This is a genomic window from Kitasatospora atroaurantiaca, from assembly GCF_007828955.1.
Taxonomy (GTDB): Bacteria; Actinomycetota; Actinomycetes; order Streptomycetales; family Streptomycetaceae; genus Kitasatospora; species Kitasatospora atroaurantiaca.
On the sequence record NZ_VIVR01000001.1, the window covers coordinates 4392353 to 4405722 of the forward strand.

A 13370-nucleotide genomic window follows, 5' to 3' on the forward strand; every position below is an offset into this window, starting at 1 on the left:
AGCCCCCTACTCGTCCGTCCGGCGGACGATCACCCGCCAGGTCACCTCCAGCAGCAGACCTGCCACCCCTGCGATACCCACACCCACCCAGGGATCACGCACCCCGGCCAGCGAGAGCTGGAAGAAGTCCGACAGCCACGGCACCATCAGCACCAGCGCGAAGGCCCCGCACATCGTGCCGATGAGCGCCAGCCGCCACCAGGTGTACGGCCGGGCCACGATCGCCAGGACCCAGATCGCCACCAGGAAGAGCGTCAGCGTGGCCACGCTGGTATCGGCCTTGAGATCCGTCGTGGGATTGGACCTCGCCAGCATGTACGCCGCGAAGGTGGCCGTACCGGCGATCACCCCGCCGGGGACGGCCAGTCGCAGCACCCGGCGGACGAAGCCGGTCCGGGCCCGCTCGGTGTTGGGCGCGAGAGCCAGGAAGAAGGCGGGGATGCCGATGGTCAGTGAGCTCAGCACGGTCGAGTGCCGGGGCAGGAACGGGTACGGCACATGGGTGAAGACCACCAGCAGCGCCAGCAGCACCGAGTAGACCGTCTTCACCAGGAAGAGGTTGGCCACCCGCTCGATGTTGCCGATCACGCGGCGGCCCTCGGCCACCACCGAGGGCAGCGTCGCGAAGCTGTCGTTCAGCAGCACGATCTGCGCCACCGCCCGGGTCGCCTCGCTGCCCGAGCCCATCGCCACCCCGATGTCGGCGTCCTTCAGGGCGAGCACGTCGTTGACGCCGTCACCCGTCATGGCGACCGTGTGTCCGCGTGACTGCAGCGCGCCCACCAGATCGCGCTTCTGCTGCGGCGTCACCCGCCCGAAGACGGTGGTGCGGTCGGCGGCCTCGGCCAGCTCCCCGGGCTCGGCCGGCAGCGTACGGGCGTCCACCGGGTGCTCCGCGCCGGGCAGGCCCAGATGGGCGGCGACCGCACCGACCGAGACGGCGCTGTCGCCGGAGATCACCTTCGCCTGCACGCGCTGGCTCTCGAAGTAGCGCAGGGTGTCGGAGGCGTCCTCGCGCAGCCGCTGCTGCAGCACCAGCAGGGCGAGCGGCTGCAGCCCGGCCGCCGGGTCGGGGGCGTCCAGCGGTACGGTCGTACGGCCGAGCAGCAGCACCCGGAGGCCCTTGGCGCCCAGTTCGTCCACCTCGGCGAGGGCGGGGTGCCCGACCGCGAGCAGCACGTCCGGGGCGCCGAGCAGCCAGCTCGCCTCGGTGCCCTGCGGCTCCAGCAGCTGCACGCCGCTCCACTTGCGGGCCGAGGAGAACGGCATCGCCTCCAGCACCCGCCACCGGCTCTCGTCGGGGCTGCCGTAGGCGTTGATCACGGCCTGCATGCTCGGGTTCGGCCGGGAGTCAGCCCCGCCCATCGCGCCGAGCGCCTGCTGCAGCACGGCGGGATCGGAGAAGACGTGCTGGGCCAGTGGCATTCCCGGCCTGAGCTGCCCGTCGGTCGCGGCCTGCTCCGTCGCCGCCGTCGGCCCCGCGCTCCCGTTCGCTGCTTCCAGGGGCCGCAACTCGACCACGTCCATGCCGCCCTCGGTGAGGGTGCCGGTCTTGTCCAGGCAGACGGTGTCCACCCGGGCCAGGCCCTCGATCGCGGGCAGCTCCTGCACCAGGCACTGCCGGCGCCCCAGCCGCACCACGCCGATCGCGAAAGCCACCGAGGTCAGCAGCACCAGCCCCTCCGGCACCATCGGCACGATGCCGGCCACCATCCGGCGCACCGCCTCGCGCCAGTCGTGCCCCTCGACGGCCAGCTGGCTGATGATCAGGCCGATCGCGGTCGGGATCAGCAGGTAGGTGATGAACTTCAGGATGCTGTCGATACCGCTGCGCAGCTCCGACCTCACCAGCGTGAACCGGCTCGCCTCCTCGGCCAGCTGCGCCGCGTACGCCTCGCGGCCGACCTTGATCGCGGTGAAGGCGCCGGCCCCGGCGACCACGAAGCTGCCGGACATCACCTCGTCGCCCGGCTGCTTGAGCACCGGGTCCGGCTCGCCGGTGAGCAGGGACTCGTCGATCTCCAGGCTGTCGGCCTCGGTCACCCGGCCGTCCACGATCACCTTGTCGCCGATGCCGAGCAGCACGGTGTCGTCGAGGACGATCGCGGCCACCGCGACCTGCTGGGCGGTGCCGTCCCGGCGGACCTGCGGCTTCGCCTCGCCGATCAGGGCCAGGCTGTCCAGGGTCTTCTTGGCGCGCATCTCCTGGACGATGCCGATCGCGGTGTTGGCCACGATGACCAGGCCGAACAGCCCGTCCTGGATCGGCCCGACCACCAGGATGATCCCGAACATGACGCCGATGATCGCGTTGAACCGGGTGAAGACATTGGCCCGGACGATCTCGCGGACGGACCGGCTGGAGCGGACCGGAACGTCGTTCACCTCGCCGCGCGCCACCCGCTCGGCCACCTCGGCCGCCGTCAGCCCGCTACGGCGCTCGGGCCCGAGACCGCAGGCGTGGGCACCGGGGGTGCTGCTCCCGGAGGCGGCGGCGTCGCGGTCGGCCGTGTCTTCCGCGGGATGCGTCATGGGACCGACTCTAGGCGGGCGATTTGTCCGATGCGCCCTACTGTGCGGTGATTCAGTCCAACCGAGTGGCGGGGGACTCGGGGTTCTGCGGGGACTCCTCGGCCGCGGCCCGGCTGCGCTGGATGGCGGCCCGGCGGGCGCGGCAGTACCAGAGGCCGATCAGCCCGAGGCCGGCCCCGGCCAGGCAGATCCACGGCCAGTAGGGGTGGCCGTTGGCGGAGAGGGTGCTGTCGAAGGGCAGCAGGACCAGGAACCCGAGGAACCACAGCACCGTGCCGCCGCCGACGATCGCGACGTCGTTCGCCTCGAGCGGCGGGGGAGAGGGGCGCAGCGGGGTCTTGGCCATAGGGCCTAGCGTACGGGGGAGGGTGGTCCTCCCAGGAGAGGTGGGGGGTCTGCCAGGTGATCGCTTCCGACCGTAACCGGTGCTGTCTACGCGCGAAGATGGCGCGTGCACGATCGGGGAACTCATACTTGCGGTTCCGGTTTGCTCCGGCGTGTTGCCTTGACCGCCCGGGCGCTCCCGGCGAACCCGGCCACCGTCGCTCCGGGTATCCCCTCCTCCTCCGCCCCCACCCGACGAGGACGCCCGTATGCCTCCGCTGGCCCAGCCGACCCTCGCGTCGCCCGAGCCCACCCAGACCGCCCCGCAGCCCCCGGCCGGCGTCCTGGACCGCTTCTTCAAGATCTCCGAGCGCGGCTCCACGCTGCCCCGGGAGATCCGGGGCGGCGTCGCCACCTTCTTCACCATGGCGTACATCCTGGTGCTGAACCCGATCATCCTGGCCAGCGCCGTGGACATGAACGGCGCGCACCTGAACAGCGCCCAGCTGGTCACCGCGACCGCCCTCACCGCCGGCCTCACCACCCTGCTGATGGGCGTGATCGGGAACGTACCGATCGGCCTGGCCGCCGGCCTCGGCGTCAACACCATCGTGGCCCTGCAGCTCGCCCCCAGGATGACCTGGCCGGACGCCATGGGCATGGTGGTGCTGGCCGGTATCGCGATCATGATCCTGGTCGCCACCGGACTGCGCGAGCGGGTCATGAACGCCGTACCGCTGGGCCTGCGCAAGGCCATCGCGATCGGCATCGGCCTCTTCATCGCGCTGGTGGGCCTGGTCGACTCCGGCTTCGTCAGCCGGATCCCGGACGCCGCCCACACCACCGTCCCGCTGCAGCTCGGCGTCGGCGGCCACCTCGGCGGCTGGCCGGTGCTGGTCTTCATCCTCGGCCTGCTGCTCACGCTGGTGCTGGTGATCCGCAAGGTGCCCGGCGCGATCCTGATCAGCATCGTCGCGATGACCGGTGTCGCCCTGGTGATCGACCAGGTGGCGAACATCCCGGCGCTCTCCTGGGGCCTGACCGTCCCGGCCTGGCCCGGCAACCCGGTGGCCGCCCCCGACTTCGGCCTGGTCGGCCAGGTCAGCCTGTTCGGCGGCTTCCACCAGGTCGGCATCCTCACGGGCGTGCTGTTCGTCTTCACCGTGCTGATGTCCTGCTTCTTCGACGCGATGGGCACCATCCTCGGCGTGGCCGACGAGGCGCACCTGTTGGACGAGAAGGGCGACCTGCCCGGCATCAACAAGATCCTGATGGTCGACGGCATCGCCACCGCCGCGGGCGGGGCCACCTCCTGCTCCGCCAATACCTGCTACGTGGAGTCCACGGCCGGCGTCGGCGAGGGAGCGCGTACGGGCTTCGCGAGCATCGTCACCGGCGGCCTCTTCCTGCTGGCGCTCTTCCTCACCCCGCTGGCCACCATGGTCCCCGCCCAGGCGGCCACCCCGGCCCTGGTCACCGTCGGCTTCCTGATCCTGGCGAACTCCGTCAAGGAGATCGACTGGGCCGACTACACCATCGCCGTCCCGGCCTTCCTGACCATGATCCTTATGCCGTTCACGTACTCGATCACCAACGGCCTGGGTATGGGGTTCATCACGTTCTGCGTGCTGCGGCTGGCTGCCGGTCGGGGCCGTAGCGTCCCGGTCGCCATGTACGCGGTGGCGGGCGTCTTCGCCTTCTACTACCTCATGCCTGCCCTGGGTCTGCTCTGACCTGTAGCAGCTGAGCCGATGGCGGGATCCTTTACCCGCAGACGGATCGAGCCCTCCCCGTACTGGGTGAGGGCTCGAACTGTTCGGGGCCCGCTTTCCGGGCGTCGATCACGGTCGGTCGCGTCGTGGGTTGCCTGCCGGATGCCTACGAGGTCACCAGGTTGAACACGGGATAGATCTTCGGCTGCATGTCCGGAGCGCCGACCTCTCGCAGGATCGGCATGATGATGTCGCCGAACTGTCGGAAAGCCTCCTCGGACTCCCAGACGTCGGCGACGAACCATCCGTTGGGGGTGGGCGCCGCGGTGTGGGAGATCAGACCGGGCACGGGCCAGTCCGCAGGCTTCTTGACCAGGCCGCGGCCGCCGGTCAGCTTGTCGGTGCCCTGCTCGTACTGGGCCTGGGTCATGCCGGGCAGGTCAAAGATCGCGATGATTGCCACGCTGTCCTCGATCACTTGGGGGATGTCTGGCCCCAGTCGACCATCTCGGCTGCCCGCCCCGCGCGTTGGTCTACGCCGTACGAGCGGAGTGCGGGCGAGCCTCTCGCCCGATGCGGCCGCCGACCGGCTGAGCGTGCTCGCGCAGGTCTTCCATCTGGTTGGTGACCTGCTCTTCTGTGCCTTCGGAGTCCTCTGACTCGCGGGCGTAGAGGATCCAGACCAACTGTGCAGGATCGATGCCCAACTCGGTGCGGCCCCCGAAGCGGTGCGGTGCCATGGCAGCCGTGGTCGCACCTCGTGCCTGAGTAGGTATTGACTTCGATCACCAACGGCATCGGCTTCGGCTTCGTCACGTTCTGCGTGCTGCGGCCGGCTGCCGGACGCGGGCGCTCGGTGCCGGTGGCGATGTACGCCGTCGCCGCGGTGTTCGCCTTCTACTACCTGATGCCGGCCCTCGGGCTGAGCTGAGCCTGGCGCGCACGCGCGAACCGAGCCCTCTCCGGATCGTCCGGGGAGGGCTCGGGTCGTCTGTCGGCGCAGGTGACGGGGGATTCGGCCACGAAGGGTAATCATGTCGCTCGAATCGGTGACTCCCTGGCGATGCACATGCTGCGTCGAGCGGGGCCGACCGTAAACAGAAGATCCGTTTTACCGATCATCTGGGAGTGTCATGCAAACCCGCGTCGCCAGTCTGGTCCTCTCAGGACTGACCTCATTCGCCCTTGTCTGGGGCGCCGCCAGTACCGCACAGGCCGCAACCTTCCCCGACCGATCCGCGGCTTCCGACGCGGTGGAGGTCGAGGGCGGGCCGTGGCTCGACAGCCTCCTCCAGCTGGCCATGGAGGGCGCCCAGCCCGCCGACACCACCCTGTCCACCGACCCCACCCGTGCGGGTGTGCGGTCCGACGCGGAGGAGGGCGACGAGGCGTCGGCGGACTCCGAGGAGGCCGACTCGACCGAGGCCGAGGATTCCGACGTCGCCGAGGAGCCGGAGGCCGGCGAGAGCGCGCAGCTGAAGGGAGGTATCGCCGAGGACTGCCCGCCTCCGGGTCACGGGGAGCACGGCGAGCATGGCCAGAAGCCGCCGAGCCATGGTGAGCACGGCCAGAAGCCGCCGAGTCACGGGGAGCACGGTCAGAAGCCGCCGAGTCACGGGGAGCACGGTCAGAAGCCGCCGAGCCATGGTGAGCACGGCCAGAAGCCGCCGAGCCACGGTGAGCACGGCCAGAAGCCGCCGAGCCACGGTGAGCACGGCCAGAAGCCCCCGAGCCACGAGGAGAAGCCTCCGAGCCACGGAGAGCATGGTCAGAAGCCCCCGAGCCACGGGGAGCACGGCCAGAAGCCCCCGAGCCACGAGGAGAAGCCCCCGAGCCACGGAGAGCACGGCCAGAAGCCGCCCCAGCACGGGGAGCACGGCCAGAAGCCGGGTCCCGGTCACGGGCAGGGCCAGAACCAGGGGCAGAACCAGGGTCAGGGCCAGGCTCAAGGTCAGGCCCAGGCCCAGGACCAGGCCCAGGACCAGGATCAGAACCAGAACCAGGCCCAGGGCCAGCTCCAGAACGTCGTCGTCACGGTGGTTCAGGAGAACAAGCAGGACGTGCAGAACGTGAACAACGTCCACGCGACGTCCGTGGCCAAGGCATCGAGCAAGCAGCAGCAGGGGAAGGGCTCGAAGCCGCCCCAGCACGGCGGCAAGGGCCACGGCAACAACCATGCGGCTCCGCATGCGCACAAGGGCGAGCTGGCCCACACCGGCGCCGACGAGATCGCGTTGATGCTGGGCGCTGCCGCCCTCGTCGGGACCGGCGGTGCGATGCTCCGGTTCCGTCGTAGCCGGCACTCCTGATCGGCGGTCCTGCGGCCGAGCCCCTCCCTGGTTGCCGGGGAGGGGCTCGGCCGTTGTCGTGTCCCGGGCTGCACGGCGTAGGTGTTTGGTCGGGATCCTGTGTAGGGCTGGTGAGAGTCGGCTGCGGTGCTCGACCTGCGCTTCTTACGCGTGCATGACCATGGTTGGATGGGCGCGCCGGGCGGCAATCCGTCCGGCGGCCCGGTGTCGGGCGGCTACCGCGTTCCGTCGCCGACCGTGACGTCAAGTCGTGTTGTGCGTACCGTCGTTGGAGACCGCTGCGGCCAAGGGTCGGACTCTCGGGGGGATCCACAGCACTGCTGACACCACTGTCGGAGGGCACCTTGCGCATCCTGCTGATCGCCAGCGCGTTCAACAGCCTGACCCAGCGGGTCCACACCGAGCTGAGGGACCGTGGGCACACGGTCGGCGTCGAGTTGGCGCTGGGTGACGACACGGTACGGGCCGGTGTGGCCCGGTTCCGGCCGGATCTGATCCTCGCTCCGATGCTCACCCGGGCGATACCCGAGGACATCTGGACCCAGCACACCGTCCTGATCGTCCATCCCGGCCCGAAGGGCGACCGCGGGCCCTCCTCGCTGGACTGGGCCATTCACGAGGCAGCGCCGGAGTGGGGCGTCACGGTGCTGCAGGCCGTCGCGGAGATGGACGCGGGGCCGATCTGGGCCTCCGTCCCTTTCACCGTGCAGCCTTGCGGGAAGAGCGAGTTGTACCGGAACGAGGCGGCCGACGCGGCCGTCGAGGCGGCCCTGCTGGCGGTCGAGCGCTTCGAGAGCGGCTGGTTCGCGCCGGAGCCGCTCGACTACACCCGCTGGGACGTCCAGGGGCGGCTGCGGCCGTATCACACCCAGGAGTTCAGACGGATCGACTGGTCCGCGGACGATACCGCGACGGTGCTGCGCAAGCTGCGCTCGGCGGACTCCCAGCCCGGCGTGCTGGACGAGCTGTACGGGCAGGAGTACTTCCTGCACGGTGGGCACCCCGAGGACGAACTGCGCGGCGCGCCGGGCACAGTGATCGCCACCCGGGACGGCGCGATCTGCCGGGGGACGGTCGACGGAGCGGTCTGGATCCCGCAGTTGCGCCCGCGTCGCACCCCCGGCGGCCCGGCCACCTTCAAGCTGCCGGCCGCCCAGGTGCTCGGCCCGCTGCTCGGAGGCGTGCCCGAGGTGCCGGTGCAGCCCGCGGTGGCGGCCTGGCGCGAGACCTGGTCGGAGATCAGCTACCGCGAGGCCGGGTCGGTCGGCTACCTCGAATTCGCCTTCCCCAGCGGTGCGATGAGCACCTGGCAGTGCCGACGGCTGCTGGCCGCGTACCGGGAGGCCGTCGCCCGGCCGACCTCGGTGCTGGTGCTCGGCCCCGGCCGGGACTTCTTCTCCAACGGCATCCACCTCAATGTGATCGAGGCGGCGCCGGACCAGGCCGAGGAGTCCTGGGCCAACATCAACGCGATGGACGACCTGGTCGAGGCGATCCTGACCACCACCGACAAGCTCGTCGTCTCCGCGCTGGCGGGCAACGCGGCGGCCGGCGGCGTGATGCTGGCGATCGCGGCGGACGAGGTGTGGTGCCGGGAGTCGGCCGTGCTGAACCCGCACTACCGCCTGATGGGCCTCTACGGCTCGGAGTACTGGACCTACACCCTGCCGCGCCGGGTCGGCCCGGAGCAGGCCGAGCGGCTGACCACGGCCGCCCTGCCGGTCGGAGCCCGCGAGGCCCGTGAACTCGGGTTGGTGGACCGTACGGAGGCCGGGAACGCGGCCGAGTTCCGGGCCTGGACGGCCCGTGAGGCGGCGGCCCTGGCGGACTCGCCGGAGCTGTCGGCGCGGCTGCTGGCCAAGAAGCGGCAGCGGGCCGAGGACGAGGCGGCCAAGCCGCTTGCCGCGTACCGTGCCGAGGAGCTGACGCACATGCGGCGGAACTTCCTCGCGCCGGACGAGCCGTACCACGCGCTGCGGCAGAACTTCGTGCACAAGGTCTGCCCGACCCGGACGCCGGAGCACCTGCAGGGCTGAGAAGGACGGAGAGGAGGCCCCCGCCACCGGCGGGGGCCTCCTCTCTGCCGTCGGGTACTACCGCCGTGCGGCCGCCGGGTAGCGGGGCTTCAGCGGGGCCGCGGGGCCCAGGAAGACGGACTGCTGGGGCCCCTCCTTGCTCGGCGCGACGGCGAAGGCCAGCGCGCTGGAGAAGACGTACGTGCCGAGCCCGACCGCGAGCGGGAAGACGAACTGCAGCGCCACCACGCCGGAGGGGCTGTCGTTGGAGCCGTTGAGGTGGACGGAGACGGCCGCCATGCCGGTGTAGTGCATCGCGCAGACCGCGACGCCCATCACCGGGGCCGCCGCCAGCACGGCTGCGGTGCCCTGGATGTTCAGAGCCGCCCACAGTGCCGCCGTCGCCGCGAAGATCGCGATGGCGACGGACGCGCCCACGGTGACGTGGTCGTACGAGATCGTGCCGGGCAGCCGCATCGCCGCCATGCCCAGGTAGTGCATCGCCGCCACGCCGAGGCCGGTGGCCACGCCGCCCGCCAGCAGGGAGCCGCGCGGGTGTGCGCTGTACCCGACGGTGAAGATGCCGACGCCGACCACCACGATGGCGATGATCAGGCTGAGCACCGTCAGCGGTACGTTGAAGCGGATTTCGGCGCCGGAGACGGCGAAGCCGAGCATCGCGATGAAGTGCATGCTCCAGATGCCGACGCCCAGTGACACGGACGCGAAGGCGAGCCAGTTGCGCCGGGTACGGCCTTCGGTGAGCAGGGCCCAGCGGGTGCTTCGTAGCGCCAGCAGGGCGCCGAGGCAGGCTGCGGTGTATGAGATTGCCGGTGTCACCCAGCCGTAGACAGCATGGTTGATGTGACCCAAGAGGACTCCCTGGCTGGGGTGGGGTGCACTGTGTCCGGCGTGCTGTGTTCCTGACAACGGGCACAGTAACGGCCGTCCGCCACAAGGGCAATGCCGGGAGATTCGGTGAACTACCAGGTCAGTAGCGGTCCTTCACGGCTTGATCATGAGGTCGGCACGAACTCCTGACGGTACGTTCAGCCGTGCTCCCCGTTCCGACGCCGGTAACGACGCGGTGATCAATTGATTTTCCTTAGAGAGAGTAATGACGTAGTCTAAGGACATGCCCGAGATGTCCGAGGAGGACCTCGCAGCCGTCAGCCAGCTGCGGTCGTCCGCGATGCGCCTTGCCCGCCGCCTGAGACACCAGCGCGTCGAGGAGTCGCTGAGCCCCACCGAGATGGGGGTGCTCGGCACCCTTGCCCGCTGCGGCAAGGCCACGCCCGGTGAGCTGGCCAGGCGGGAGCACGTCCAGCCGCCGTCGATGACCAGGATCATCGCGATGCTGGAGGAGAAGGGGCTGGTACGGCGTGAGCCGCACCCCGACGACCGCCGGCAGGTGGTCGTCAGCAGCACCGAGCAGGCCGAGACGATCCTCGCCGAGAGCCGTCGACGCCGGAACGCCTGGCTGGCCGAGCTGGCCTCCGGGCTGAGCGAGGAGGAGTGGGCCGTGTTGCGGGAGGCCGCGCCGGTCCTCTACAAGCTCGCCCACCTCTGACCGCATCTCCGGTTCCGAAAGAAGGAGTACCGCATCACCGCAGGACCGATCAGTGACACCAGCCGCGCGACCGCAGCAGTAGGAGCGGTCGCGCCTCGAGGGGAGACCACAGTGACACCGCCGGCCGCAGCCAGCGCCGCCATCCACACCGACGACTCCACCAGCGATCCGGCAGCGACCACCGCCGCCTCCGCCGAGAGCCATGCACCCGCCCCCGTGGGCCTGCCGGGCACCGGCGACGACGACCCCTGCGAACGCACCGCGGCGGCCACCACCGCCGCGTCGGGCCCCACAGGGGCGAGATTCACCCGGCCCGGGGGGATGTTCTCCTCCCTCCGCGTCCGTAACTACCGCTACTTCTTCGCCGGCCAGGTGGTCTCCAACACGGGGACCTGGATGCAGCGCATCGCCCAGGACTGGCTGGTCCTCAGCCTCACCGGCAGCCCGCTCGCGGTGGGTATCACCACCGCCATGCAGTTCCTCCCGATGCTGCTGCTCGGTCTCTGGGGCGGAGTGCTCGCCGACCGGATGCCCAAGCGCCGACTGCTGATCGTGACCCAGGGGGCGATGGGTCTGCTCGCCGCCGGACTCGCGGTGCTGACCATCACGGGTGCGGTGACGGCGGGCCTCGTCTACGTCTTCGCCCTGCTGCTCGGCCTGGTGACGGTGGTCGACAACCCGACCAGGCAGGTGTTCGTCAGCGAGATGGTCGGGCCCAAGGACCTCAGCAATGCCGTCAGTCTGAACGCCGCCAACTTCCAGACCGCGCGGCTGGTCGGCCCGGCCGTGGCCGGGATGCTGATCGCCGCCGTGGGCAGCGGGTGGGCCTTCGCGGTCAACGCGCTCTCCTTCGCCGCCGTGATCGGAGGGCTGCTGGCGATGCGGACCAGCGAGCTGCGGCCGATCGCTCCGATCGCCCGGGAGAAGGGCCAGCTCCGCGAGGGTCTGCGGTATGTGAGGGAGCGTCCGGAGCTGCTCTGGCCGATGGTGCTGGCCGGCTTCATCGGCACCTTCGGCTTCAACTTCCCGACCCTGCTGTCGGGTTTCGCCTACGACACCTTCAGGGTCGGCGCCGGGGAGTACGGGCTGCTGAACACCGCCATGGCGGTCGGGTCGCTGACGGGTGCGCTGCTGGCCGCCCGGCGCGGGGCGCCGCGGCTGCGGCGGCTGGTCGGCGCGGCGCTCGCCTTCGGTGCCCTGGAGGTGCTGGCCGCCTTCGCGCCCGGGTACTGGTCCTTCGCGGCGCTGCTGACCCTGATCGGGGTCTTCGGGCTCACCTTCAACACCTCCGTCAACTCGGCGCTCCAGCTGGCCACCGACCCCGAGATGCGAGGGCGGGTGATGGGCCTGCTGGTGCTGGTCTTCACCGGCGGCACGCCGATCGGCGCGCCCGTCGTGGGCTGGGTGACGGACGTGTACGGGCCGCGCCTGGGCCTGCTCGCCTGCGGCGTGGTGTCCGCACTGGCGGCCGGGGTGGTCGGGCTGGTGCTGGCCCGGGCGGCGGACCTCCGGGTACGGGTGGACCTGCATCCGGGGCACGGCGGCCGGGTGGTCGCCTTCGTGCCCCGGGCGATGCCCGCACGGGAGCTGGCTACCGCCTGCTGACGCACGCTGCCCGGCCGGCCCGGCTCAGACCCTGATCTCCAGGATCTGGCCGGGCCAGGTGCCGTTCGGCTGCTCGACCTCGAAGGTGTCCGTCGCCGTGAAGCCGAGCCTGCGGTACTGGCCCACCAGCCGTTGGTCGTCGCCCGCGTAGCAGTCCACCCGGAGCAGGCCGACGCCGCGCCGCCGGGTCTCCTCCACGGCGTCCGCGATCAGCGCGGCGCCGATGCCGGAGCCCGTACGGCTGCGGTCGGTGACCAGGTAGCGGATGTACAGCTCGGGCTCGCCGGCCGGCGTCGCGGACGCGGGGCCCTTCTCGGCCAGCACACAGGCGCCCACGGTGGTGCCGTCGTCGTCCTCGGCGATCCGGACCAGGAAGTCGCGGGCGTACGTGTGGATGCGGTCGACCGCGGCGGGGCGGCTGGTCCAGGGCTGGTCGCCCCACTGGCCGGTCCGGCCGAGGGCGGCCAGCCAGGCGACCGCGTCGTCGAGCAGGCGGAGGATGTCGGCCGCGTCCGTTGGGCCACCGGTGCGAATCTTCATGCGAACGTTCTATCGCCCGACGGACCCCGGAGGAAGATGGGGCCCATGAGGCTCTTCGTGGCAGTGGACCCGCCGGCCGCGGCGTTGCAGGAACTCATCGACGCCGTCGCCCCGCTTCGCGAGGGCCCGGGGGCGGAGCGGCTGCGCTGGACCGGGGTCGACGGGTGGCACCTGACACTGGCCTTTCTGGGGGAGGTGCCCGTCGTGGACGTGCCACTGATCGAGGAGGTTCTCGGGCGGGCGGCCTCGGAGAACGGTGTGCACCGGCTGCGGATCGCCGGCGGCGGCCGCTTCGGGGACAGGGTCCTGTGGGCCGGGGTGGACGGCGAGACCTGGGCGCTCCGCCGGCTTGCCGAGGCCGTGCGCGCCGGGGTGGAGGAGGTCGGCGTCGAGACCGACCAGCACGGCTTCCACCCGCATCTCACGCTGGCCCGGTCCGGCTCCACGCACGGCCGCCGCCGGGCGGTCCAGCGGATGGCGGCCTGGGAGATGCAGACCCTGGCGGAGGGCCTGGAGGACTTCCGGGGCAGCGAGTGGGAGGCCACCGAGCTGCGGCTGATGCAGAGCAACCTCGGCTTCGGTCCGTCCCACTACTCCGTGGTCCGCTCCTGGCCGCTGGCCCGCTGGGAGGCAGAGTGACGCAGGTGGCCAACCACAGGGGCGCGGGGAACTGCGCGAAGCGGGAGGGCACAGGTTGTCGCCTTCCGATCTCGCGCAGTTCTCCCCCAGCCTTCGGCCGGGAGGTGCCCCCACGCGCCCCTGG

General features: G+C 71.0%; 12 protein-coding genes and 1 pseudogene. 7 read left to right on the forward strand and 6 right to left on the reverse strand.

What is annotated here, in order from left to right; genetic code table 11:
- Positions 1–6 precede the first annotated feature (6 nt).
- On the reverse strand, positions 7–2532 hold the full coding sequence (locus FB465_RS20225; RefSeq protein ID WP_145792547.1) for an HAD-IC family P-type ATPase: 2526 nt from the start codon (positions 2530–2532) through the stop codon (positions 7–9).
- A 52-nt stretch (positions 2533–2584) separates the two neighbouring features.
- On the reverse strand, positions 2585–2878 hold the full coding sequence (locus tag FB465_RS20230) for a DUF2530 domain-containing protein (RefSeq protein WP_145792549.1): 294 nt from the start codon (positions 2876–2878) through the stop codon (positions 2585–2587).
- A gap of 247 nt (positions 2879–3125) precedes the next feature.
- Here FB465_RS20230 and FB465_RS20235 point away from each other — a divergent pair, with 247 nt between their 5' ends.
- Entirely contained in the window at positions 3126–4589 is a 1464-nt protein-coding gene (locus FB465_RS20235; RefSeq protein WP_145792551.1) for an NCS2 family permease, read from the forward strand.
- A 145-nt stretch (positions 4590–4734) separates the two neighbouring features.
- On the opposite strand, the gene FB465_RS20240 is transcribed toward FB465_RS20235, so the two are convergent.
- Entirely contained in the window at positions 4735–5031 is a 297-nt protein-coding gene (locus FB465_RS20240) for a hypothetical protein (protein WP_145792553.1), read from the reverse strand.
- A gap of 70 nt (positions 5032–5101) precedes the next feature.
- Complete coding sequence (locus FB465_RS20245) at positions 5102–5308, reverse strand: hypothetical protein (RefSeq protein ID WP_145792554.1); 207 nt, start codon at positions 5306–5308, stop codon at positions 5102–5104.
- 41 nt (positions 5309–5349) lie between these two features.
- Between FB465_RS20245 and FB465_RS20250 the strand changes: the two are divergent.
- The 3 genes and pseudogenes from FB465_RS20250 to FB465_RS20260 form a co-directional block, all read left to right on the forward strand.
- Positions 5350–5499 (forward strand): annotated as a pseudogene (locus FB465_RS20250) (NCS2 family permease); the annotation flags it as partial.
- 202 nt (positions 5500–5701) lie between these two features.
- Entirely contained in the window at positions 5702–6877 is a 1176-nt protein-coding gene (locus tag FB465_RS20255; protein ID WP_145792556.1) for a hypothetical protein, read from the forward strand.
- 344 nt (positions 6878–7221) lie between these two features.
- A complete protein-coding gene (locus FB465_RS20260; protein WP_145792558.1) occupies positions 7222–8913 on the forward strand; it encodes a hydrogenase maturation protein in 1692 nt (563 codons plus the stop codon).
- A 57-nt stretch (positions 8914–8970) separates the two neighbouring features.
- On the opposite strand, the gene FB465_RS20265 is transcribed toward FB465_RS20260, so the two are convergent.
- A complete protein-coding gene (locus FB465_RS20265) occupies positions 8971–9765 on the reverse strand; it encodes an MHYT domain-containing protein (RefSeq protein WP_145792559.1) in 795 nt (264 codons plus the stop codon).
- A 262-nt stretch (positions 9766–10027) separates the two neighbouring features.
- Here FB465_RS20265 and FB465_RS20270 point away from each other — a divergent pair, with 262 nt between their 5' ends.
- Together FB465_RS20270 and FB465_RS20275 are read left to right on the forward strand one after the other, a co-directional pair.
- Positions 10028–10462 (forward strand): MarR family winged helix-turn-helix transcriptional regulator, encoded by a 435-nt coding sequence (locus FB465_RS20270; protein WP_145792561.1) that lies wholly within the window; start codon positions 10028–10030, stop codon positions 10460–10462.
- 111 nt (positions 10463–10573) lie between these two features.
- Positions 10574–12067 (forward strand): MFS transporter, encoded by a 1494-nt coding sequence (locus FB465_RS20275; RefSeq protein WP_246192747.1) that lies wholly within the window; start codon positions 10574–10576, stop codon positions 12065–12067.
- A 24-nt stretch (positions 12068–12091) separates the two neighbouring features.
- Here the strand turns inward: FB465_RS20275 and FB465_RS20280 are convergent, their stop codons facing one another.
- Positions 12092–12607, reverse strand: coding sequence for a GNAT family N-acetyltransferase (locus FB465_RS20280; RefSeq protein ID WP_145792562.1), 516 nt, complete (start codon positions 12605–12607; stop codon positions 12092–12094).
- A 45-nt stretch (positions 12608–12652) separates the two neighbouring features.
- Between FB465_RS20280 and thpR the strand changes: the two genes are divergently transcribed.
- On the forward strand, positions 12653–13246 hold the full coding sequence (gene thpR, locus FB465_RS20285; RefSeq protein WP_145792564.1) for an RNA 2',3'-cyclic phosphodiesterase: 594 nt from the start codon (positions 12653–12655) through the stop codon (positions 13244–13246).
- Positions 13247–13370: the final 124 nt, after the last annotated feature.

Excerpts from the sequence above, each read along its gene's own strand:
- FB465_RS20225 (WP_145792547.1), bottom strand. The coding sequence starts at position 2,532 with ATGACGCATCCCGCGGAAGACACGGCCGACCGCGACGCCGCCGCCTCC.
- FB465_RS20230 (WP_145792549.1), bottom strand. The coding sequence starts at position 2,878 with ATGGCCAAGACCCCGCTGCGCCCCTCTCCCCCGCCGCTCGAGGCGAAC.
- FB465_RS20235 (WP_145792551.1), top strand. The coding sequence starts at position 3,126 with ATGCCTCCGCTGGCCCAGCCGACCCTCGCGTCGCCCGAGCCCACCCAG.
- FB465_RS20245 (WP_145792554.1), bottom strand. The coding sequence starts at position 5,308 with ATGGCACCGCACCGCTTCGGGGGCCGCACCGAGTTGGGCATCGATCCT.
- FB465_RS20255 (WP_145792556.1), top strand. The coding sequence starts at position 5,702 with ATGCAAACCCGCGTCGCCAGTCTGGTCCTCTCAGGACTGACCTCATTC.
- FB465_RS20270 (WP_145792561.1), top strand. The coding sequence starts at position 10,028 with ATGCCCGAGATGTCCGAGGAGGACCTCGCAGCCGTCAGCCAGCTGCGG.
- FB465_RS20280 (WP_145792562.1), bottom strand. The coding sequence starts at position 12,607 with ATGAAGATTCGCACCGGTGGCCCAACGGACGCGGCCGACATCCTCCGC.
- thpR (WP_145792564.1), top strand. The coding sequence starts at position 12,653 with ATGAGGCTCTTCGTGGCAGTGGACCCGCCGGCCGCGGCGTTGCAGGAA.